The following is a 23939-nucleotide window of genomic DNA, read 5'->3' as shown; positions in this document are numbered from 1 at the left end:
GCTCGGGGGCGTCGGGGGCGCGGACCGGTACGCAGAAGGAGAAGGTGCTGCCGTGGCCGGGACGGCTGGTGACGCCGATGGAGCCTCCCATGGCCTCGGTGATCCTGCGGCAGATCGCCAGACCCAAACCGGTGCCTCCGTAGCGGCGAGTGGTGGAGGCATCGGCCTGGGAGAAGGCGTCGAACATCCGCTCCTGATCGGCCGTGGCGATGCCGATGCCGGTGTCGGCCACCTCGAATCGCAGCCATGGCGCCTGCTCTGCGGGTGGCCGGGCCGGAGCCGGGCGGGCACGGAGCACGACCTCGCCGGATTCGGTGAACTTCACCGCGTTGGACGCCAGATTGAGCAGAATCTGCCGCAGTCGGCCGGAGTCCCCGAGCACCATCGCGGGCAGGTCGGGATGGCAGTCGCTGAGCAGTTCCAGGCCCTCGGCCTGCGCGGTCTGCGCCACCAGCGAGACGGCCTCCTCCACCAGCACCTGCGGGCTGAAGGCGACCTCGTCCAGTTCGAGCTTGCCCGCCTCCAGCTTGGAGAAGTCAAGGATGTCGTTGATCAGCGTCAGCAGTGCCGTGCCGGCGGCATGAATGCCCTCGGCGTAACGTCGCTGCTCGGCATCCTGTTCGGTGCCCAGCAGCAACTCGCTCAGCCCGATGACGCCGTTCATGGGGGTGCGGATCTCGTGGCTCATGGAGGCGACGAACTGCGACTTCGCCTGGGACGCGGCGATCGCCTGGTCGCGGGCCTCCGCCAGAGCGGCTTCGGCCTGCTTGCGCTCGCTGATGTCCCGGATGAAGGCGTTGAAGCAGCGCGCCTTCGCCGACTTGAGCCGCCACACCGCCAGTTCGACCGGGATCTCGTGACCGTCGTGATGACGGGCGGTGAGTTCGACCTGACCTCCCAGCACATGGGACTCTCCGTCGGCCAGCACCCGTTGCAGACCGGCGTTGTGCGCGGCGTGGTATCGCTCAGGAATGATCGTCTCCGTCAGCGGACGGCCCATCGCCTCGTGGTGGCTGAATCCGAACAGCTTCTCAGCGCTCAGGTTCCAGTCGATGACCAGGCCCTCCTCGTCGGTGGAGATGAAGGCGTCCCGGGCGGTCTCGATGACCGAACGTGCCTGATCCTGCAGCAAGCGCAGCGCTTCCTCCCTGCGCCGCTGCCCCTCTGCCTCACGGACGAACCCGCGCACTTCGAGTGGCTCGCCTGCGGGGTCCCGCACCACCCAGCACGTCATCTCCGTCCACATCGGGTGCCTGTCGGCATGCCGCAGACGCAGGCACACCGCCACCCGGCCGTCGCGGAGCAGATCGCGCTCGGCCCACTCGAATTCCTCCACATCGGCCGAATGGACCCAGGACTTCACCGACGTCCCCACGATTTCCTCGGCCGGACGGCCCAGCAATTCCTGACCCGCGGCGGACACCTCCCGGTAGACGCCCTCCATCGTCCGGCGGAAGACCATGTACGGGGAGTTCTTGAGCAGCAGCCGAAACCGCTCCTCGTCGTCGGCCGCATACTGCCTCGGCGTGGCTGTCGATTCCGGTTCCATCGTCCGCCTCCACATCTCGGCGACCACGCGGCGCGGCGCCGGGACCACCGAACAGACCGGTCGCGACGGTTCAGGTGCGGCGTGCGATGACGGCGACCAAGCGATCCGCTCGTCGGACACATCAAGCAAAGAATGAACCACTAAAGATCGCAAATCGAGGGAGCAGAGGCTGAACGGATTGCGGTCGGGTTGCGGCATTCGGGGAGCCCGGGTGCCGGGCATCCGCATGCCGTGGCTTGTGATGACCGCCTTCTGACGGCCCTTCAATCTTGGAACGCGCCGCCAAGTGGTGGCAGCGGACCGTCACCATCGCCGTGCCCCAGGGGCCCTCCCCGCTCTCCTCATGAAAGACATGCACGCGATGGCCGCATTCGCCCCGGCCCTGCGGCCGGGCACTGGTCGACGACTTCGACCACGCCGACCACAACGATCCCCATCCCGTGCACGGCTGCACCCGGAGTCCGGTCAGAGCGGCTCACGTTCCCCCGCGGCTCAAGCCGCCTGCGGCCGCTTCAGACGTGCCGGTGCCCGGAACGGACGGCGTGCCACCTCCAGGACGACATCTCCGAACACTCAGGCCGCGGCAGCGCCGTTCAGGCGGAGTCCGCCGTACCGTCCGTGCCAGCGAGCGGCAGCCAGGTGGTGATCGTGGTTCCCCGGCCTTCTTCGGAGCGCACCTGCGTCCGGCCGCCATGGTTCGCCACGATCGTGTGCACGATGGTCAGCCCCAGACCGGTTCCCGGGATGGCCTGCTCGGTGGCGTTCGAGGCACGGAAGAACCGCTGGAACAGCTTCTCCTGCTCGGCCGCGGGGATGCCGATGCCGGTGTCGCTCACGCTCAGGACCGCCTCCCCGTCCTGCACGTCGGCCCGTACGCTGACCGTCCCGCCGGCGCGGGTGAACTTCACCGCGTTGGACAGCAGGTTCATCAGGACCCGGTCGAGTTGTTCGCCGTCCGCTTCCAGCACCAGCGGCTGCTCGGGGCAGCGCGTCTCCAGTCTGACCGAGGCGGCCTCGGCGGCCGGTTCGATCGCGTCGGCCGCCGAGGCCACCAGCTGTCGCAGGTCGATCGGCGCCTTTTGGGAGATGAACGCTCCCGACTCGATCCTGGAGAGCGTGAGCAGGTCCTCGATCAGTGCCCGCAGCCGGTTGGCGTTGCGGTCGACGACCTCCAGCATGCGCAGCTGGGACGGGGAGAGCGGACCGGTGTCCTCGTCCTTCAGCAGCTCGATGTATCCCACGATGCTGGTCAGCGGAGTGCGCAGCTCATGGGAGACGGTGGACAGGAAGTCGCTCTTGGCCTTGTCCAGGGCGCGCAGCTTGTCCACCAGACCCGACTCCTTCTCGTAGAGAAGGGCGGTGTGCAGCGCCCGGCCGATGCCGCCGGCCATGGACTCGGCGATTTCGATGTCCACCGGGCGCCAGGGTCGGTCGGCGCTGGTACGGGCCACGGACACGGCGCCGATCGGTTCCTCCCCCATCCCTATGGGGATGATCACCGCCGAATCCAGGCCCAGCGCCGCCGCGGCAGCGCGGTTCTCCGCCGGTATACCGGTCTTCCCGAAGGAGCCGGGGGCGCCCGGCACGGGTCTGGTCTCGGAGACGTACTGGGGCAGGTCGGTGACCAGCCAGGGCGTCCCCCGCCTGTAATGTTCGCGGACCACGTCGGCCGGGAACGTCGGTATGCGCCTTCGCTCCTCGTCGGGCAGAAGGCCCCGCTCCGCGGACCACACGCGGGCCAGGGGAAATCCGGAGCCGCCGTCCTCGGCGAGCAGGATGAAGACGTAGTCGGCGGCCAGGACCTCGCCGATGCCGTTGCACGCCGCGTCGAGGACGTAGCCGACCTCGAGGCGGTCCCTGATCCGGATGCCGGTTTCCCTCGCGCCCATCGACAGTCGCTGCCGTTCCTGCTCGACCGCGCGCAGCCGGTCTCCCTCGTCCGCAAGCAGGTTGACGGACCGCGCCACCGCCCGGATCTCCTCGGGCCCTGTCACCTCGGCCCGGGCCGCATGGTCTCCGGCGGTGAGCCGGCCGAGCGTCCACTCGGTTCTCCGCAGCGGCCCGGTCAGGGCGCGCGTGGCGTGCACCGACGTGTACACGGCCGCGGTGAGGGCCGCGACCAGTGCGGCGCCGAGCCCGGCGATGCCCACCCGGATCGCCGTTTCGGCGCGGTCGTCCAGACGCTTCTCTTCTTCGCTCATCTGGTCGTTCAGGCGGGCGTTGGTCACCTCGAACGTGTTGAACCGCCGGGAGGCCTCACGGGTGAGCTCGATGGCCCGCGCGCTTCCCGGAATGCTGTTCGCCTGCTCGTCGGCCACGCGCAGGTACGCCTCGATCTGCCGCTGCTGCGTCGCGAGATCGTCTCCGTCCAGGACATCGTGCGCACGGACTTCGGCGGTGATCGACGCAATGGCCTGCTGGGCCCCACGGAAGGCGGCGAGCTCGCTGCGGTCCCCCGTGACCAAGTAGCCCCGCATCGAACGCTGCGCGCTGACGCCGGCGTTGAGCAGGCGCACGTTGTCGTCCTCGGCGGGGTGCACGCGGTCGACGATGCGGTCGCGCTGGCTCTCCAGCACCAGCGCGCCGATCAGTGCGCTGGCTCCGCACAGGGCGATCAACAGGGTCAGCAGTCCGAATGCGAAGCCGAGCCGGTACGCCACCCGGCCGCCGGCCCGTCTGGAGGCACCGCTCATGCACGATCACCCCCTTTCTCCGTCACCTGGCCGGGAGAGTCGAATCCGGCCCGGGTCATGGCACCCCACACCTGGGGAGACCTGCGCAACCCGTCCCACATGCCGCGCAGCCGCCACCACGCCGTCAGCTGGCGGTACCCGATGTTCTCGGCCACCACCCCGACGAGGCCTCCCCAGACGTCCCGCCAACGCGTGAACCGGTGGAAGGCGTACTCCTCCACCGCGACCGACACCATGCCGACGACGACGGCGTAGACGTAGGCCACGACCAGAAAGCGCCACAGGAAGTCGGCGTCCACCGCGCCCATCAGTACGCCCAGGGGTACGAGAACCAGCCCCGCGAGCTCCACCAGGGGGGCCAGCAGTTCGAAGACCACGTAGAAGGGCAGCGCCAGCAGGCCGATCCGGCCGTAGCGGGGGTTACCGATCATGCGGCGGTGCTTGAGCAGGATCTCTGTCAGGCCGCGGTGCCAGCGTCGCCGCTGGTGGGCCAGGACCTTCCGCTGCGAGGGCGCCTCGCTCCAGGAGATCGGCTCGGCGACGAAGACGATGCGGTAGTCGCGGCCCTGCTCGCGCATGTGCTTGTGAAGGCGGATGACCAGCTCGGCGTCCTCGCCGATGCAGTCGGGGTCCATCCCGCCGACCGCCACGACCGCGTCCTTGCGGAAGAGACCGAAGGCCCCGGCGATGATCAGCAGGCTGCCGAGCTTGGACCATCCGGTGCGGCCGAGCAGGAAGGCGCGCAGATACTCGACGACCTGAACGCGTCCGAGCAGGTCCGGGGGCACACGCGCCTCGACCACCCGTCCCGCCACGACGGTGCAGCCGTTGGCGAGGCCTACCACACCGCCGGAGGCGACCACCCGCTGCGGGTCGTCGCAGAACGGTTTGGCCACCGCGAGGAGCGCCTGGGAGTCGAGGATCGAGTCGGCGTCCACCATGCACACCAGCGGGTAGCGCGCCAGGTTGATTCCGACGTTGAGCGCGTCGGCCTTGCCGCCGTTGTCCTTGCGGGCCACCACAAGGCGTACGGGGCCGCCCCTGGGCAGATGGACGGAGGTGACCCTGCCACGTACGGGGATGTCGTCGGGCACCACGTACTCCACCTCGGCGAGGTCGAAGGCCTCCCGCAGGGCGTCCAGCGTGCCGTCGGTGGAACCGTCGTCGACGACGACGACCTCGAACTCCGGGTAGCGCAGCAGCAACATGGCCCGGACCGCTTCGGCGATGCCGGCCGCCTGGTTGTGCGCGGGCATGATCACGGAAACGGGCGGGGTGAGAGGACTGGTGGCGGCCTCGTCATGGCCCGCGAAGGGAGCCCTGCGCAGCGTTCTGACGAACTCCCCGAGAGCGATGAGGATCAGCACCAGATAGCTGGTGTTGATGGCCAGGAAGTACACGATCACCACGCTGTCGCACACGGTGATCAGCGTGTGCACCGCGCCCAGCAGCGACGCCCACGGTTCACCGGCCGCCATGTTCACAGCGCCACCTCCGCGCGGACGTCGTCACGTGCGGCCCCGACCGCAGATTCGGCGAGCACGGCTCTGGCCTGGGCGGCGGCCGGTCCGCCGGAGTCGTCGGCCGCCGCCTGCAGCTCGGCCCGTCCTTCCGGACCTATTTGCAGCAGCGCGCGAGCCGCGGTGGCCGCCACATGCCGGTCGGGATCGCCGAGCAGCTCAGCCAGCGGGCCCGTCGCGGCGACGGCTCCCAGAGTGCCGAGGGCCCCGGCGCCCACCATGCGCAGGGCGACCGGCTGACCGGGCCGGACAGCCGCCAGCAGCGGCTCCAGGCCCTCGGGCATGCCCAGTCTGCCCAGCGCGCGTGCCGCTTTGACGCGGACCTCGATCTGGGGGTCCTCGCGCAGTGCACGGGCGATCTCGGACGTACGCGAGACCACGCCGGTCGCGCCGAGGACCTCGATGGCCACGGCTCTGGCGAGAGGTTGCGGGTGTTCCAGTCCCGTGGCCACACTCCGCTGTGCCTCCGGCCCCAGGGAGACCAGCGCCCGGGTGACCGCGGCGGGCGGCACGGCCCGCGGTCCGTGGAGGGCTTCCAGCAGGTACGACACGGCCTCCGGTCCCCCGCACCGGCCCAGTGCCCGTGTGGCGGCCAGGCGTACCTCGGGGTCGTGATCGGCCAGCAGACGACACAGCGAGGGGGCGGCGGGACGGTGGCTGAGCTGACCGAGCACCTGCGCGGCGCGCCCCCGCCGGGCCGCGCTGCGGCTCGACAGGTCGGCGACGGCGTCCACGGCCGCCCCGCGCAACTCGTACAGGCGGACCAGCGCCGTGCGGGCCCCGCCGGCGACCTTGCCCAGCAGCGCGGTAAGGGTCGGCTCAAGCGCGGCCCAGGTCCGTCTGTCGGTCTCCGCCAGTCGGTTCAGCAGCTCGGTCTGCTCGTCCTCCTCCGCGCACAGGAGTTGCAGCAGGGAGCCGCGCACCGGTGCCGCGATCCGCTCGCGTCTGCGCTCCCGGTGCCTGCGGACGAGACGGTTGCCGACGATCAGCAGGCCCAGCACCAGGACGACGGCCAGCAGGATCAGCAGCGCGCCGCGGACGATGCCGGCGGAAATCACCGTTCCACCCGGTTGAGCACGGCGGTGACCCTGCTGGAGAGCTCTCGGGGGCTGAACGGCTTGATGATGTAGTCGTCGGCTCCCGCCGCGAAGCCGACCTCGACGTCCGCTTCCTGAGACCGGGCGGTGATCATGATGACGGGGAGCGTCGCGGTCTGGGCCGTGGCGCGCAGTTCCCGGCATACGTCGAGACCCGACATGCCCGGCATCCGGATGTCGAGCAGTGCCAGGTCCACCGTGTTCTCACGCGCTGCCCGGAGCGCCGCCATGCCGTCCTCCACGGCCGTGACCTGATGACCGCTCTGGGTCAGCTTGAACGCCACCAGATCCCGGATGTCCGCGTCGTCGTCAGCGATCAGGACATGAGCCATTACTCCTCCTGGGACTCCTGGGCCACGGAGCTCCGGTAGGAGTCAACCAGCCGCACCACGGCCGACTGCCGGAACGGCTTGGGCAGCACCTCGTCCGCGAGGCCGTTCAGCTCTTCAGGGTCGAGCACCGAGGTGACAACCAGATGGCATCTCCTCGTCCGGTCGTCCGCGCGCAGCCTGCGCACGACCTCCCGTCCGTCGATGCCGGGCAGCATCACGTCGACGACCGCGATGTCCGGCGGGTCGGCAAAGGCGAGGCCGAGCCCCTCCTCCCCCGAATGCGCGACGGCCACGGGGCATCCCCGCTCGCGGAAGTGCCGCTCCAGCAGGGCGCTCACATCCTGGTCGTCCTCGATCACGAGTACGCGCGGTGGAAACATCACCGTCCTGTCCACGAAGTCGGATATCAGTCACACATTAGAACCGATAGTGAACTTTCATCACATATGCCCCATTTGTCCCACTTCGGGACGCGTCGCATGGCGAAGGCCGGGCAGGCCCGGTCCGAGGCATGCGCCATACCCGGGCGAATCCGGCGCCCAGCCGCCCGGAGCCGATCGACCGGGGCGTCCCGCATCCGGGCCGGCAAGCACCCCGCCCATCACAGACGGTGACGGGAAGCTCCGGCAGAGGGCCTCGGATGAGCAGCCCCGGGGCGCCGGGCAGCGCGACGAACACGGTCAGCGCGATCCCGCGGGCTCGGCGAGACGGCGGGCGGGCAAGGTGGCGGTGGGCATCGGGAGGCTGTCACGCGCGGTGCGACGGAGGCGTCGCACGTACTGTTCTCGCGGCATGAGGATGCCACCGAGATCGCGGACGTGCGGGCTGTCCCGCTGCGCGTCGAGCAGCTCGCCGCCGGCCTGTGCGAAACGCGCGGCGAGGTCGCTCACCGCCACCTTCGAGGCGCCCGGTCGCTGAAAGAACATCGAGTCCATGCTGAAGACCGATCCGACCCTGAGGCCGAAGACGCCGCCGATCAGATTGCCGTCCTCCCACACCTCGACGCTGTGAGCATGACCCAGCTCGTGCAGGCTGACCAGGCTTGCGATCAGGTCATCAGTGAGCCACAGCGGGACACGGTCACCGCGGCATTCGCGGACGACCCGCTCGAACCCCTGGTTCAGGCTGGTCGACCACGACAGCCCGTTGCGCAGCCGCCGGGCGAGGCTGCGGCTGAGATGCGCGGCCGAGACGGGCAGCACCGGCCTTGGGTCGGGGGACCACCAGGAAACGGCGAAGGGATCGGCCGGCTCCTCCCCCACGAGCGGGATGCGGCCCTCCTGGACGTGATCGGCGAAGACCACCTCGTTGAGGGCACGGGTGTACTCGTCGGATGCCGGGAACGGATAGACCCCGGCGTGGTACGCCGCCAGGAGGCCGACGGGACTGAGGTCGGCGGAGAAGGCCACGGGACCGTCCGGCGCCGCTTCCAGCACGTCCAGCGCCTCCCATCGAGGGCATCGGCTCACCACCGCGCCGCTCCCTGCCCCCGGTTCTTCACCGGCCCTACGTGCTCGGCCTGTTGCAGGTAGTCGATGAAGCGGTCCATCATCTGCGCGTCCACGGGCGGAATGCCGATCCCGGCGTCCACCAGTGCCCGCTCCGCGTTGTCGCGGGTGAACTCCGGGAAAACGCCCTGGAAGTACATCTCGCTCACGGTGATGTCGGCGCCGTGGCACAGGTCGACGAAGAGCGGCACGAACGGTGTTATCGCGTCGGTGGGGTGCCCGGCCGCATACGTGACCAGAGCGGCGATCCACTCGGCGTACGGGATCTCCTGGACTGGATGCCCCCGTTGGCGCATGCGCTCGGCCAGCGAATCGAGGAGTGCGGGACGGGGGTTGGTGAGGTGATAGACCTCACCGCGCGGGGGACGGCGGGTGGAGATGTGTCCGATCGCGCGGACGAGGTGATCGGCCGGCAGGAAGTCCAGCGGCAGCCGGATGTCAGGGCACAGGCCGGTCCGCGCGATGAAGCTGATGAGGGCGGCCATCTCACTGTTGGTGTTCATCACGCCGGTTCCACTGCTGCCCGCGATGTCCATCAGACGGTAGACGGCGACCGGCAATCCCTCGGCGGATGCCTTCTTCAGTAGCGCCTCGGCAACCCACTTGGTCTCCACGTATCCCACCGACAGATACTCCGGGAAGCCCAGCGGCGTGCTCTCGGTCACCTCGCGCACCCCCGCCGGCCCGAATCCGGCGAGCACCGCCATGCTGGAGGCGAAGTGGACGGGGACGGCCCTGCCGGCGGCGAGGCGGATGATCTCGTATGTTCCGTCGACGTTGACCGCGCGCAACTCGTGGTAGGGGTAGATGAAGTTGACCTGGGCACCGAAGTGGTAGACGGCGTCGATGGTCGATCCCAGCTCCTCGAACCGGCCGCGAGGCAGACCCAGTCCGGGCTTGCCCAGGTCGCCGACGACCGGCTGGACGCGCGTGCTGGACAGATCCCTGAGGACGTACCGCTGGTGGCTCGCGCGGATCATCTCCATACCGTGCTGCTCGTCCGAGGCCCTGACCAGGCAAAGGATCCGGCCCGTCGTGCTGCGCAGCAGCTCGTCGATCATGTGGGCGCCGCAGAATCCCGTCGCCCCCGTGAGGAGGACGTCGCCGGAGTGACGGGGACCCGGTGCCCGCGCGTCACGGCCCACCGCCGGTATGCGCCGATCGGTCTCCGAGGCGAAGTCGACGCTCGAACCGTCCGGGTGGGTCAGCGTGCCGGCGCGTGCCTGGCGTACGGACTCGGCGAACGCGGCGAGCATCGGCTGCCGCAGCAGTGAACGGGTCAGGTCGCGGATCTGTGTGACACCGATGCCGAATATGACACGGGTCCGGGCGAGCATCTCCATGGCCAGCAGCGAGTTGCCGCCCAGCTCGAAGAAGTCATCGTTCGGACCGACGTAGTCAGCACCCAGGATCTGACACCACAGCTGGGCCATCCCCTGAACCAGTGGGCGGTCGTCGGCACCGACCGTCGTCGGTGCGTCCCCGGATTGCGGTACGGCCCTGCGGTCGAGCTTTCCGCTGGCCGCGACGGGCATTCGTTCCACCTCGTGGAAGGCGGCCGGGATCATGTAGCCCGGCAGGACCTCGGTGAGTGCCGACCGCAGACGTGCGCGCCGCGCCGCCTCGCCGTCGGTCGGTGGTGAGGCGGGCGTGTAGTAAGCGATCAGGTCTCGGTCGCCGTTGTCACGCGTCCGGGCCACCACCATGGCCTGGCCGATCTCCGGACGGGACACGAGCGCGGCCTCGATCTCCGCCGGGTCGACCCGGAACCCGCGTATCTTCATCTGGTCGTCGACCCGGCCCAGCACTTCCAGGTTGCCGTCCGAGCGACGGCGGCCCAGGTCCCCGGTGCGATACATACGGTCTCCCGGCGCGGAGCCGTGCGGATCGGGCAGGAACTGCCGTGCGGTCAGGGCGGGTTGCCGCCAGACACCGCGCGCCAGGCCCTGACCCCCGATGTAGATCTCGCCGCGCCTGCCCGGCTCCACCGGGCGTAGTTCGGCGTCGAGCACATGGACGTGACTCCCCTTAAGGGGCCTGCCGACCGGAGAGACGGCGGTGTCCGGCGCTGCGAGCACTTCCTGATTCAGGTCGCAGAGTGTGGAGGTGATGGTGGTCTCGGTGAGCCCGTAGGCGTTGACGAGCCGTGCGCCGGGGATCTTGCGCAGAATGGCGCGGCAGTCCTTCGCGGTGACGATCTCACCGCCGATGATGGCGAGCCTCAGCGACGCGAGCATCTCGCCGCGGTCCGCGACGGAGACGATCCGGTGCCAATACGCGGGGGGCAGGTCGGCGACGGTGATCCCGTACTCGGGCAGGCGTCGCAACAGGTCGGTGGGCGCCCACGTCGGGGTTCCCGCGAGGATGAGCGTCGCGCCACTGATCAGCGTGGCGAAGATCTGCTCCAATGAGGTGTCGAAGCCGAGCGCCGCGGCGTGCAGCACCCGGTCGGAGGGCGTCAGTTCGTAGGCCCCGACCACCGCCGTGAGGGAGAGGGCCAGCGACCGGTGGCTGATCATCACCCCCTTGGGCGGTCCGGTGGATCCGGAGGTGTAGATCACGTAGGCGAGGTCGTCCGGGCGGGGGCCGCGTGCCGACCGTGGTGCCCCCGGCGGCTCCTGCGCAGGCGGTTCCTTGGCTGCTTCGGCGTGGACGATCCGCGCCTCGCACCCGGCGAACATCGGGGCGTGCTCGCGGCTCGTGACGATGAGGCGTGAACCGGTCTCCCCGACCAGTGCGACCATTCGTTGCCGCGGAGTCGCCGGGTCGAGGGGCAGAAACGCGCCTGTGGAGTCCAGCACCGCCAGCAGGGTGACGATCAGCTCGGGCACGCGGTCCAGGCACACGGTGACGACGCACTCCGCGCCGACGCCCCATTCCCGCAACCGGCCGGCAAGCCGGTCTGCGCGAAGGCTCAGCTCGGCGTAGCTGAGCTGAGCGTCGTCCGAGAGCACCGCCAGAGCGGACGGCTCACGCCGCGCCCGCTCCCGCACCAGCTCGGGCACGCTTCCCGGCCAGGCCTCCGGTGGCCGCTCGGCGCGGGCACTCGCGGGCCGCATGTCGGTCCACAGGCGCTCGACCAGGCTCCCGCACGACGTGGCGGAGTCCGGTCCGCCGATCCGATGCCACCCGGCCGGAATCCGGCGGTCTGCGGGCCAGACCGCGTACTGCTCCTCGTCGTTGCGCAGCACGACGCACGGTGCAACCGACTCCGCCGTCCGAGAATCATGTTCCGTCAACTCGAGCCTCCTGCCTCGCGCGGCGTCCTGCGGAGAGCGCTATCTGCGCCCCTGGCGGGACAGGTCCGCCGCCATCACTGCTTACCTTCCGCAGGCCTCACAGGCGATCCGGCCAGGCGGCCGAGCGGCGGCGCGAGGACCAGTTGCCCCGCCTCCTCGGCACTGACCGGTTCGGCGAAGAGGTAGCCCTGGGCCAACTCGCAGCCCATGGAGATCAGCAACTCCTGCTGCCTCACGTTCTCCACCCCTTCGGCGATGACCGTGAGGCCGAGCGTGTCCGCGAGATGCGCAATGCCCTCGACGAGGGCGTACTGTTCTGGCGATCGCCCGAGTTCGTCGACGAACGACTTGTCGATCTTGAGTATGGAGATGGGGAACTCACGCAGATAACTCAGCGACGAGTAGCCCGTTCCGAAATCGTCGATCGCGATACGGATACCGAGCTCTGTGAGCGAATTCATCTCACACAGAATACGCTCGTCGTTGTACATCAGCACACTCTCGGTCAGTTCCAGTACGAGAGAAGCGGGTTCGATGCCGGAGAGATCCAGGGCACGCCGGACCACGTCGTAGAAGTCGTCGTCCCTGAACTGACGCGGCGACACATTCACACTGATGTAGGGCGGTTTGCGATCGGCCGTCCTGCTGCGCAACACGGAGCCCTCCCACCGGACCGCCTCGGCCGCGGCCTGGTCGAGCACCCAGGCGCCGAGGGGGACGATCTGTCCGCTCTCCTCGGCCAGCGTGATGAACTGCTCCGGCAGCACCATGCCGCGCGTGGAGTGGGGCCAGCGAACGAGCGCCTCGAAGCCTGCGATCTGACCACTGGCCAGCTCCACGATGGGCTGGTAAAGCACCAGGAACGACGTCTCGATCGACGAACTGTCCAGGGCCTCCTGCAAGTTGGCACGCTCGGCCATACCGCTCTGCAGTTCCGGGTGGTAGCGGCGCCACTGGCGCTTGCCCGCCGTCTTCGCCGAGTACAGCGCGAGATCGGCGTGTGCCAGCAGTTCGACCGAGTCGATGCTGTCTTCCGTCGTCGCCACGCCGATGCTGGCGTACGTGCTCATCGGCCCCACGCTGAGCCGGAACGGTTCGTCGAACACGGTCATCACATGTTCGGTGAACCGCTCCACGCCCTCTGTCGCGAGGGAGCCCTCCACCAGCAGCGCGAACTCGTCACCACCGATGCGCGCGGCGGTGTCGGAGGCACGGACGGTCGTCTGCAGCCGGAGTGACAGCGCGACCAGGAGTTCGTCACCCACACCGTGGCCGTGTATGTCGTTGACGACCTTGAAGTCGTCCACGTCGATGAAGAGCACGCCGACCACCGTGCCGTCGCGCTGAGCTTGCGCCAGGGCGTGGTTGACCCGGTCCTGGAAGAGCACGCGGTTGGCCAGGTTGGTGAGCGAGTCATGGAACGCCTGGTGGGTGAGTTCGCGTTCTAGTTTGCGTTGTTCGGTCACGTCCCGCAACGTGAGCACCACTCCACCGACGGTCGCCTCCTCCCGCAGGTCGCTCCACCTCAGCTCGACCTCGATGGACGACCGGTCGGCGCGGACCACGCGCCAGTGCTCGCGCCCGGTCTGCGGCTCCCCCCTGCGTATCCGGCCGAGCGTCTCGACCACGGCGCGGCTGTCCTGCGGTGGCACCAGATCGACGAGGAGGGTGCCCTCCAGGTCCGGAAGGCCGAGCACCTGGTCGGCGGAGGGGCTGGCGTAACGGACCCGGTCATCGTCGTCGAGGATCAGGATGACATCCGAGGCGTTCTGCACCAGCGTGCGGAAATACACCTCACTGTTGCGCTGGTTGACCTCCTGGGCGAGGGTGACCCGCTCCGCCGCAAGTGCGGCCTGTGCGGCGAGAGTCACCAGCGTGTCCCGGAGCATGAGCAGGTCGTGCTCCTGCCCTGCCACGATCAGCACCCCGATCAGCCGATCGTCCGAGGAGTGACCCGGCGCGGCGAGCCGGCAGACCAACGCGTGGTCGTTGCGGGTGGGCTCCACCGTGAGGTGGTCGACAAGGGCGGGCCCCACACCGTCGAGGGTCACCAGGCGGTTCTCGCCGGACGCGATCAGCTCCTGTACGGCTGCGGTCGCCCGCGCGGCCAGGGGCCCGCGCAGGACCCTGTGGTCCCCGTTCACCCAGAGTGTGCTGTCCGGCAGGGTGAACAGCACGGAACGTGGCGGGCCGTCCGACATCAGCCCCGAAACCGCGGAGTGGACGGCCGCGGCCACATCCCGCAGCTCGCCCGCTCCGCCCAGCGACGACACCGCGTTGCGCAGTACCTTCTCCCGGCCGACCGCCCGCCGGTGGGTCGCCACCACCCCCGCCAGGCGGTACAGCACGAGGAGGAAGAGCACCGCGGAGAAGACCCCGATGACGCCGACGTTGGATCTCACTCCGCGCACCGCCTCCGTCAGGAGGATGGCGGGCGCGATGAGCGACGCCAGGGTAAGCAGGGCCAGCCGGCCAGTGCCGGTCTCGGCTCGCCATGGCAGCGGCTGCGTCAGCAAGCGCATGGACGGATGGAGCGCGGCAACCGCCCAGGCGCCGTACAGGACGGCCCAGCCGAGTTCGACCGCGCTACCCGTGCGCCACGTCCCGTTCAGCTGGATGAGGCCGTACAACACGTCGGCGGTGAGCAGGCCGACGGTGCCTGCGGTGAGCAGCATGAGCGAGCGGCTCTTGCCGCCACGGCCGACGAGCAGCCGCAGCAGCATCGCCAGGACGAGGATGTCGCCGAGCGGATAGGCGATGGCGAACGCCTTCTGCACCCAGGTGAGACCCGCGGCGCGGGCGTACGGATCGATGAGGAAGAGCCACGACAGCAACGCCAGACCGACGGTCAGCGTCAGCGCGTCGACCAGGCTCGCCCGGTCGCGCCAGCTCGTGCGCCAGCGCACGAAGCCCAGCAGCCCCGCCGCATAGAGCGGATATGCCGCGAGATAGAAGCCGTCAGCGATCGACGGGAACGGGATCTCTTCGTTGAGCAACTGGATGAGAATGATCTGGGTGGCCTGGCCTGCGGCGAAGGCGAAATTTCCCGCGGCGAGAAGCAGCCAGGGGAGTCGATGCGTCGGATGGTTGAGAAAGACACCAAGGACGATACCGATGACGCCGGTCGCTCCAATGGTGACGAAGAGCAGCCGTTGTTCCGGGAACAGATAGTAGAGCGCCGTCAGCGAGACGATACATGAGCTGACGACGGCCATCGCAGTTTGGCTTCGCAGTCGCGCGTTCATCCCAACTAACCTCCTGAGATGACCACTTGCTGGGCGGAGTGAGCTGGGCGAACGGCACCGGTGACGGCGGAGAGGCCCGTGGAACCGAGCTGACGAAGGAGAATTCTCCGGCCCCGAGCCGGGACTCGACCCTGATCGCCTGTGAATCAGGATTGCCGGTGAACATGGTCTCCGGTGTACACGCTCACCGTTGTGCGGTCTCCTTCTGCACCGAGACATCGACGTGCCCTCATCCAGCTTACCGGGATTGCCCCTTCTCGCACTCTTGCAGCGATATACCGCGTCGCCTCGCGGAATACCGCGACATGCGCGAACATGCGGGTCTGCGGAGACCGGAGCCGGTCCGGTTTCTGCGAGGGTCGGCTCCTGACGGAAGGGTGCAGGCCCGTGCTCTGCGACTACCGCAGAACCTCTCCTCCTTCAGGTAGTTGGCTCTTCTCCGCAGCGGCCGTCGTGTCACGCCCTCCGATGCTCATGATCGGCAGCATCGTCATGACGCTGCCGCAACTCGGCGGTGATACCGGCTCGGCCTGGGCCAAGGAGCATCCCCGCGAATTGAACGACGCCTTCCGCGACGCGTTCGACCTCGTGGAGGAGATCACGCGGGCAGAGAAGCCGACTGCGATTTCCACCGCGCCGTACGCCTCACGTCGCCGCCGAAGCCGCTGCACTTCGAGGCGATGCGAGCCGAACAGCGCGACCTGCCCGAGAACTTCGCACAAGACCCGGCTCCTCACCCGCAGCGGGCTGAAGTCGGAGCTCAGCTCGGGCTAGCAACTTCCAAGGGCATATGACAAGCGCCCGGCGGGACGGCCTGCCACCTGAGCCGCTCTTCGCGTCCTCGGTGCGGCCCAGGCCGCGGAGCGGGGCGTTGTTGTTCATGGGCCGCGATACTGTCCCGCCCGCCGTCGAGAGGCGTTCCGGAGGGGTCTTGACGCCGGTGATCCGGCTCAGCTCCGCCTCGCCGGACCGCACAGCGAGGAGCCCGCGCGAGGGTTGGACGGGGGAGTCATGGAGGACGGCGGCAACGGCCGCGCGTGCGGCAATCCTCGTCAGAGCCGAGTGGCCGGGACCGGGTCCGGGCCCGGTCCCGGCCACTCGGCGCACGTCCTTACTCGCGGTGTCCGATGGTGACGACACCCTTCGTCCTCGCGCCGGTCCGGTTGTCGTAGAGGACGTCGCCGGTGGACTTCTTCCAGATCTTGATGCGGAAGGTGTCCGGGCCGTCGGTGGCGGTGACTCTGAAGGCGTAGCCGCCCTTGCCGCCCACCGTGCCGGTGCCCTGGTAGACGGCCCGGGGGCCGTCCACCACGAGCCAGTCGGAACCGGTCGAGCGGAAGGCCAGCCGGGCGGAGCCGAAGACGAACGTGGCCTTGCCGGTGGGGACGGCGGCGCCCTTGCGGTACTGGGCGCCCAGGGTGAACGCCGCCTTTCCGGCCAGCCCCGGCCTGGCCGGGTAGGCACCGGCCGGCGAGGTGATCGTGCCGACGCCGGCGGCGGGCCCGGCTGCACGGTCGTAGACGATCAGCTCGGCGAGCGTGGTGCTGTCCGTGCCCTTGTCGTCGTCGGTGACCGTGACGACCGGGCGGTGGATGCCCGCGTCGTCGTAGACGTGTGCGGCGCGGCAGCCGGAGTCGGTGACCGTGCCGGTCGTCGGCCGGCTGCCGTCCTTCCAGTCGACCGTGCAGGTGTGGCGGTCGCTCGTGCCCGGGTCGTCGAAGGACGCGGTGACGACGGCGGCCCTGCCCACCGCGAGGGGCGAACCGGGGCCCTTGGCGGAGGTGATCGACGGGGCGGCGTTGGAGACCTTGACGGTCGCGGTGTCGCTGCCGCGCCCGCCGGTGAGGGTGGCCTGGAAGGTGCCGTCGTCGGTGCAGGTGAGGGTGGTGCGGGCCGCCGCGGGGTCCTTGACGGTGCACGGGGCACCGTCCGGAACGGTCCACTTGGGGGTGCCCGCCCCGGAGACGGTGCCGGCGAGCGTGATTGCCTCGCCCTCGGCACCCGTGGCGTCCGGCCCGGCGTGGACGACGGTGACCGGGTCGATGCCGCCGAGAGTCGGAACGACCTTCTGGATCAGGCCGTCGGAGCCGAACTCCAGTTTGTCGATGGTGGTTTCGCGGTGGGTTCCGTCTCCGCCGGGGATGGCGAAGCGGTGGTAGGCGATGTACCAGTCGTCGGTGTTCGGGACCTGGACGACGGAGTGGTGGCCGGGGCCCTTGATGCCCAGGGACAGGTCCTTCTCCAGGATGACGCCCTGCTTGGTCCACGGGCCGGTGGGCGAGGGGCCGGTCGCGTAGGCGACGCGGTAGTTCTCGTCCCGTGTGTCGTTCTCCGACCACGTGAAGTAGTAGGTGCCCTTGCGCTTGATGACGAAGGTGCCCTCGTTGTAGCCGCTCGGGGTGATGTCCTTGACCTGCGAGGTGTCGATGGAGGTCATGTCGTCGCCCAGCGGGACGACGTAGGCACGGCCGTTGCCCCAGTAGAGGTACTGCTTTCCGTCGTCGTCGGTGAAGACCGCCGGGTCGATCATCTGGCCGCGGAAGTCACCGGCCTTCAGCAGTGGTTTGCCCAGGGCGTCCTTGAACGGCCCGGTGGGCGAGTCGGACACCGCGACGCCGATGTTCGCGTCGGCGCAGAAGTAGAAGTAGTACTTCCCGTCCTTCTCCGTCATCGCGGGCGCCCAGGCCCTGCTGTCCGCCCAGGCGACGTCCGGCCCCAGGTCGAGGATGACGCCGTGGTCCTTCCAGTGGACCAGGTCGGTGGAGGACCAGGCCTTGAACTGTGTGCCGCTCCAGCCCTCGAAGCCGTCGGTCGTCGGGTAGATGTAGAAGGTGTCGCCGAAGCGCACGATGTTCGGGTCGGCGTTCAGGCCCGGCAGGACCGGGGACTTCATGATCAGTGCCGAGACCTTCCAAGTGCGCTTCTTGCCGTCCGATCCGGTGACCTCGTACGTCACCGGCCGGGTGAAGTCGCGCGCGCTGCCGGAGGCGGGGCTGATCGTCGCGCCCTCGGCGAGCGTGAACTCCGGTGCCAGCGCGGTGAGGTCCGTTCCCGCCTTCATCGGCAGGGTGACCGTGCCGCCCGCGTTGTCGACGAGCGCGTCCACCTTGAGCGCCGGGTGCGTCGCCTTGGCGATGCCCGCGGTGTTGCCGCTGAGCCGCATGACCTCGGTGCCCGTGAGGGCCCGGTCGTAGACGCGGAAGTCGTCGACCTCGCCGCCGAAGTACGGGTCGGCCGCGTACAGGGACCGGCCGATGTAGCCGCTGTGGTCCTTGGCCGCGTCGTACAGCTCGGACGGTTTGACGGTGGTCGTCGTGCGGGCGGCCTCGACGCCGTCGGCGTACAGGACCATCGTGCCGGTGGCGCCGTCCAGCGTCACCGTGACGTGCCGCCACTGGCCGGGCGTGAGCTGCGAGCCGGCCGTCAGCTTCGACTCCGCCGACCAACTGGCCTTCGTGATGGCCGAGTAGAGGCTGGAGCCGCCGTTGGAGGGGGTGGCGAACAGGTACTTGTCACTGTCGGGCCCGAGCCCGAACAGCCACTGGAAGCTGCTGCCGCCCTTCCACTTGGCGTACGTCGACACCGTCACGCTGCCGGCGTTCTTCAGCACACCGTTCGGGATCTTCACGTACGGCGAGCTGGACGAGTCACCGGACATCTTGAACGAGCCGCCCTCGACCCCGGTGCCGAAGTCGGGTGTCCGCACATAGGTGCCGTGGTGGCCGTGCCCGCTGGAGTCACGGGCGATGCTGCCGCCGGTCTCGTCGAAGTCGTAGTGCAGCAGCAGGTCCGCCGGGACGTCCGGCCCCTCGTTCGTTACGGTGACCTCGGCCCGGACCGGGATCGCGGCGCCGCCGGGCAGGCTGCCGGTGACGGTGAAGGTGCCGGCCTGGGCGTACTTCGACGCCGGGACGTCCTCCCAGTCGACGGAGACGGGCCGCTTGACGCCGTCGGCGTATTCGGCGATCACCGTGGCCGGCAGCACCGGTGCCTTGCCGATGCCGGTCTTCACGGAGACGTCCTCGACGCTCTTCACGATCTGGTCGGGCTGGTAGGCGCGCAGCAGCCGGTCGTACTCGGCCTGGGTGACCGGCAGCACCGTGCCGTGGCGGGGCTTCGCGGGCAGGTCGTAGCCGGTGGACGGGGTCCAGGTGCCGGAGTCGAGGTCGGTCGTCTCGAAGGGGATGTAGCCGCGGCCGCCGAACTCGTCGAGGAACGCGTACCACTTCTCCTCGGTGTTGGACTTGAACACCAGCGGGCCCTCGGCGGCGTTCATCGCGCCCTTGCCGATGCCCTCGGCGACGGGGGTCCAGGACGGGTCGAGGATCGAGTCGCTCTTCTCCTGGAAGATGAACTTGCTGTTGGGGGTGGAGGAGCTGTTGTTCCGCTCGTCCTTGGACAGACGGTGGTAGGTGCCGTCGTGCCGGATCATCGTGGAGTCGATGACCGAGTAGCCGCGGTCGATCCAGACCTTGGGCTCGCTGAAGGTGTGGAAGTCGCGGGTGGTGGCGTACATCATGCGGTTGTACGTGTCGCCGGAGTGGTCGGCGTTGTCGTACAGCTTCGACGCCCAGAAGACGACGTACTCGCCGCGCTCGGCGTCGTAGAAGGCCTCCGGCGCCCAGGTGTTGCCGGCGCTGTCGGGCGAGACCCTGACCAGGCGCTGGTTCGTCCAGTGGACCAGGTCTGTGGACTCCCAGACCATGATGGACTTGCTGCCGGTGCGCTGGGAGGCGTCCCAGTCGCCGTTGCCGTAGATCCTGAGGTCGGTGGCGATCTGGTAGAACTTGTCGCCCTCCGGGGAGCGGATGATGAACGGGTCGCGCAGGCCCTTCTCGCCGAGCGTGGAGGTGAGGACCGGCTTGCCGTCGTTCAACTCGCGCCAGTGCAGCGGGTCGTTGCCCTTGCTGAGGGCGGCGTAGAGCTGTTCGCCGTCGGAGGTGCCCTCGCCGGTGAAGTAGCTGAACATGTAGCCCTTGAGGGCGGCGTCGGCGGGCAGCTCGGGCACCTTGGCCGTCATGCCGCGGGTCGCCTCGGCCTCGCCCTTGGTGACTGTGGCGGTCAGCTCGACGGTGGTGGCGCCGTCGCCGTGCGCGGGCCGGTGGACCTCGCCGCCGGCCGAGACGACGTCCGGCTTCGCGGAGGACCAGGTGACGGCCGTACCGAGGGCACCGCTCCTGGGCAGGGTGAGGTTGCCGCGGGCGTCGTCGAGGTTGTGGACCGTGAGCGCTTCGGCTGCCTGCCGGACGGCGGCCGCGTCGTCGAGTGCGGGCCGGACCGTGACGTCGAAGGTCTTGGTGCCGGTCACGGTGCCCTTCTTCAGGGTTGCCGTGAGGGTGGCGCGGCCGTCCGGTGAGCCGGCCTCGGGGCGGGTCACCTTGCCGGTGTCCGAGACGACGGACGGGTTGTCGCTGTCCCAGCTGATGGCGGAACCGCCGGCCGGGCCGGTCTTCGGCAGGTCCAGGTCGGCGGTGACGCCACTGGTGTCACCGAGGCTGAGGGCGTCCCTGTCGTCGGCGACGCCCTGCGTGGCGACGGGGAGGGAGAGCTGCTCGGCCTCCGAGCCGTCCAGTGCCCGGTCGTACACCCGGAAGTCGCGTACCCGGCCCTTGAAGAGCTTGTCGCCGTCGTAGACGGACTTGCCGATGTAGTTGGCCTTGGTGCTGCCGGAGCCGATGGCGCCGGGCGTGGTGGTGACCGAGGTGTTGCGGGCGACCTCGACACCGTCCTCGTAGAGCACGCCCGTGGAGCCGGTCTGGGCGTAGGTGATGTGTTTCCACACGCCGCGGGTCAGGTTGTGGGAGTCGGAGGGCTTGGTGGTCTGCTCGGTCGACCAGTTGCCCGTCGCGACGGAGGTGCGGAAGGAGTTGCCGGTGGTGAACAGGTAGCCGTTGCCGCTGCCCGCGCTGGTGTTGCCGAAGCCGTAGAGGAAGTAGGGCGTGCTCTGGGCGGGGTCGATCAGTACGTCCATGGAGACGGTGATCGCGTCCATGCCCTTCATGACGTCGTCCGGCACCTTGATGTAGGTGTCCGACCCGTTGAAGGCGAGCCCCTGCCCGGAGGCCGACCAGTCGGCGGTGCCGCTGACCGTGCCGTTGCGGCCGTTGCCGGAGGCGTCGGTCACGGTACCGCCGGAGCCGGCGTCGAGCTTGTACCACAGGGCCAGGCCGTCGGTGATGTCCGCGGCTTCGGCCGCCGGAGCCGCCGAGGCGGCCTGTGCGGAGACGGCGGGTCCGGCGAGGGTGAGCAGCATCGACGCGGCGGTCAGTCCGGCGAGATGGCCCGCCCGGCGTCTCGCGCGGCTGCGAAGTCGTGCGACGTGCGTCATGTCAAGGTTCCCTGCTGAGGCATGGCTGATGACGGACAAGGCAGCGGTACGGAAAGGAGGAGCCGACGAGGCGACGGCAAGTCTTGCCGTGGGCCTGCCGCACACGCAGGTGAAGTGTGTTGCGAGAGTTTCAGTCGGCACCCGGGCCAGCGTCAAGAGGTTTCGAACAATGTCCGACTGGCCGAACACCATCGTCCGACTCGTGGTGCTTCACCGGGCCGGACGGGCGGGTCGGCCGTCGCCCCTGCCTGCACGGACCACCGGGTCGCCCAGGCCGTAGGGATACCACCGAGCAGCGGGATTGTCCGTGATCGGTAACAGACGGATCCGCCGACCGCCGGCCGCCCTCTTGCCGTACGGACGGGCTCCACGGCGACGGCGAAGGAACAGAAGACATGGTGGGAAGCGGCGGACGGGGATGGTACGCCAAGGTGCTGGCAGCGGCGCTCGGGGTGACCGCGGTGGCCGGCCTGACCTCGTTCTGGAACGCGCAGGTCGGTTCCGGCGAGGGAGGACCCGACCGGGGCGTCGCGGCGCCTCCCGCCCCGTCCCAGGACCGGAAGGCTGCGCCGGTGCCGGCGGGCATCGTGCACGCCTCGGACGCAGGCGCACGCGGCGTCAACATCACCATCGACGACGGACCGGACCCCGTCTGGACACCTCACGTGCTGGAGCTGCTGCGGGACAACGGTGTGAAGGCCACCTTCTGCATGGTGGGCACACAGGCTCGCGCCCACCCCGGCCTGGTCAAGGCGGTCGTGGCGGCCGGGCACCGGCTCTGCGACCACACGGTCTCGCACGACGTCACCATGGATCACAAATCCAAGGCCTACCAGTCAGAGCAGATCAGGGACGCCGAGCGCATGATCACCAAGGCCTCCGGGGGTGTGCGCCCCCTGTACTACCGGGCTCCCGGAGGAGCCTTCACCCCCTCCAGCCGTCACCTCGCCGCGGCCCGCGGCATGCGCCCGCTCGGCTGGAACATCGACTCCAAGGACTTCGAGCGCCCCGGCGCGAACGCCATCGTCGCAACCGTCAAGAACGAGATCTCCAACGGCCCGACCCTCCTCTTCCACGATGCGGGCGGAGACCGCTCGCAGACCGTCGCCGCCCTGCGGGAGCTCCTGCCGTGGCTGAAGGAGCAGGGGTACTCCTTCGGTTTCCCCGTACGCTGACGCCCTGCGGCCGTCCGGACTCCGGACGGCCGTGCCGCGAACGCCGGCACCATCGCGTCGCGAACGCCCGCACCATCGCGTTGCGAACGCCCGCACCATCGCGTCGCGAACTCCGGCACGGTCACGTCGCGAACGCCCGCACCATCGCGTCGGGCTCCCGACGGGCCCCTCCGCCGGCCCGTACCGGCCTTCGGGGGAATTCCGGGCTCACCCCGCGGTTCGACGGCCCCAGGGTGGTACGGGCATGAGATGTCGACGCCCCCCGGTCCACCCGCCTCGGCGCTGCCGCGCCTGAACGATGCCGAGTCGCGCGTACCGGGCGTGCTGCGGACGGCCGCCGCGTACGCGTGGCGGCTCATCGCGGTCGGCATCGTCGTCCGGGTCGCCTTCTCCGTGCTCGGGCAGTTCCACCGGATCGCCGTCGCCGTCTTCCTCGGTCTCGTGATCACCGCCGTGCTCCGCCCGGTGGCCGGTCTGCTGGCCCGGTTCGTGCCCCGGCCGCTCGCGGTCGCCGCCGCGCTCATCGGCGGCATCGTCCTCGTCCTCGGGGCACTGGCCCTGGTGGGTGAGACCGTGGCGGACCAGCGGACCGGGCTGGAGAAGGAGTTCGTGGCCGGGATCGACCGGATCGAGCGCCGGCTGGAGGAACCGCCCTTCCGGCTGCCCGCCGACGCCTTCGACGATCTCCAGTCCCGGATCGGCAAGCTCCTGTCGGACCACCGCTCCACCATCATCAGTACGGCGGTCAGCGGCGCGAGCCGGCTGGTCGAGGTGCTGACCGTGCTCGCGCTCGCCCTGTTCTGCGCGGTCTTCTTCACGCACTCCGGCGAGAAGCAGTGGCAGTGGCTGTGCGACCAGCTCCCCGACCGGGCCCGGCAGCGATTCGCGGTCGGGGCCGGTGCGGCCTGGCGGACCTTCACCGGCTACACGCACGGCATCCTGCTGGTGGCGGCGACCAACGCGGTCCTCGTGGGCATCGCGCTGTACGCCCTCGGGGTGCCGCTGGCCGTGCCGTTGGCCCTGCTGGAGTTCCTGGCGGCGTTCATCCCGCTGATCGGCTCGCCCATCGCCCTGGCGGTCGCCGCCGTCGTCGCCCTGGCGTCGAAGGGGCCGCTCATCGCCCTGGTGGTGGTGGCCCTGATCGTGGTCATCGGCCAGATCGAGGGCCACCTCCTGCACCCCATCGTGATGAGCTGGGCCGCTGGCTCTTATACACATCTCCGAGCCCACGAGACTAGCGCTCATCTCGTATG

Annotated in this window: 13 protein-coding genes; 3 read left to right on the top strand and 10 right to left on the bottom strand. The window is 69.4% G+C overall.

From position 1 onward, the window contains the following. From C1J00_RS14685 to C1J00_RS14645, 9 genes are all read right to left on the bottom strand, one after another. Window positions 1-1747 (bottom strand): PAS domain S-box protein (locus tag C1J00_RS14685; RefSeq protein ID WP_180989559.1); only part of this gene is annotated, 1747 nt, incomplete at its 3' end. 395 nt (window positions 1748-2142) lie between these two features. After that, on the bottom strand, window positions 2143-4242 hold the full coding sequence (locus C1J00_RS14680; protein ID WP_102909535.1) for an ATP-binding protein: 2100 nt from the start codon (window positions 4240-4242) through the stop codon (window positions 2143-2145). After that, entirely contained in the window at window positions 4239-5720 is a 1482-nt protein-coding gene (locus tag C1J00_RS14675; RefSeq protein WP_102909536.1) for a glycosyltransferase family 2 protein, read from the bottom strand. The genes C1J00_RS14680 and C1J00_RS14675 overlap by 4 nt, the downstream gene beginning before the upstream one ends. Window positions 5721-5722: 2 nt before the next feature. Continuing rightward, window positions 5723-6820 (bottom strand): HEAT repeat domain-containing protein, encoded by a 1098-nt coding sequence (locus tag C1J00_RS14670; RefSeq protein WP_102909534.1) that lies wholly within the window; start codon window positions 6818-6820, stop codon window positions 5723-5725. Then, the gene (locus C1J00_RS14665) at window positions 6817-7191 is read right to left on the bottom strand and encodes a response regulator transcription factor (RefSeq protein ID WP_102909533.1); all 375 of its coding nucleotides are present in this window, start codon (window positions 7189-7191) and stop codon (window positions 6817-6819) included. The genes C1J00_RS14670 and C1J00_RS14665 overlap by 4 nt, the downstream gene beginning before the upstream one ends. Then, on the bottom strand, window positions 7191-7571 hold the full coding sequence (locus tag C1J00_RS14660) for a response regulator (RefSeq protein ID WP_102909532.1): 381 nt from the start codon (window positions 7569-7571) through the stop codon (window positions 7191-7193). The genes C1J00_RS14665 and C1J00_RS14660 overlap by 1 nt, the downstream gene beginning before the upstream one ends. A 300-nt stretch (window positions 7572-7871) precedes the next feature. Beyond that, window positions 7872-8663: a leucyl/phenylalanyl-tRNA--protein transferase gene (locus C1J00_RS14655; protein ID WP_102909531.1), complete on the bottom strand. Its 792-nt coding sequence runs from the start codon at window positions 8661-8663 to the stop codon at window positions 7872-7874. Next, complete coding sequence (locus C1J00_RS14650) at window positions 8657-11890, bottom strand: amino acid adenylation domain-containing protein (protein ID WP_180989558.1); 3234 nt, start codon at window positions 11888-11890, stop codon at window positions 8657-8659. Before C1J00_RS14650 ends, C1J00_RS14655 begins: the two co-directional genes overlap by 7 nt. Before the next feature lie 122 nt (window positions 11891-12012). Next, the gene (locus C1J00_RS14645; protein ID WP_180989557.1) at window positions 12013-15183 is read right to left on the bottom strand and encodes a putative bifunctional diguanylate cyclase/phosphodiesterase; all 3171 of its coding nucleotides are present in this window, start codon (window positions 15181-15183) and stop codon (window positions 12013-12015) included. 474 nt (window positions 15184-15657) lie between these two features. Between C1J00_RS14645 and C1J00_RS14640 the strand changes: the two genes are divergently transcribed. Further along, window positions 15658-15957 (top strand): hypothetical protein, encoded by a 300-nt coding sequence (locus tag C1J00_RS14640; protein WP_146046189.1) that lies wholly within the window; start codon window positions 15658-15660, stop codon window positions 15955-15957. A gap of 337 nt (window positions 15958-16294) precedes the next feature. On the opposite strand, the gene C1J00_RS14635 is transcribed toward C1J00_RS14640, so the two are convergent. Beyond that, window positions 16295-21511 (bottom strand): family 43 glycosylhydrolase, encoded by a 5217-nt coding sequence (locus C1J00_RS14635; RefSeq protein ID WP_102909527.1) that lies wholly within the window; start codon window positions 21509-21511, stop codon window positions 16295-16297. Between the two features lie 395 nt (window positions 21512-21906). On the opposite strand from C1J00_RS14635, the gene C1J00_RS14630 reads away from it, so the two are divergent. Both C1J00_RS14630 and C1J00_RS14625 read left to right on the top strand, forming a co-directional pair. Further along, window positions 21907-22686, top strand: coding sequence for a polysaccharide deacetylase family protein (locus C1J00_RS14630; protein WP_102909526.1), 780 nt, complete (start codon window positions 21907-21909; stop codon window positions 22684-22686). A 249-nt stretch (window positions 22687-22935) separates the two neighbouring features. Then, a partial coding sequence (locus C1J00_RS14625) for an AI-2E family transporter (RefSeq protein ID WP_102909525.1) occupies window positions 22936-23939 on the top strand: 1004 nt, incomplete at its 3' end.

The sequence above is a fragment of the Streptomyces cahuitamycinicus genome (genome assembly GCF_002891435.1).
Lineage (GTDB): Bacteria > Actinomycetota > Actinomycetes > Streptomycetales > Streptomycetaceae > Streptomyces > Streptomyces cahuitamycinicus.
Note: the sequence above shows the minus strand (reverse complement) of the source record. Positions and strands in the feature narration are given on the sequence as shown.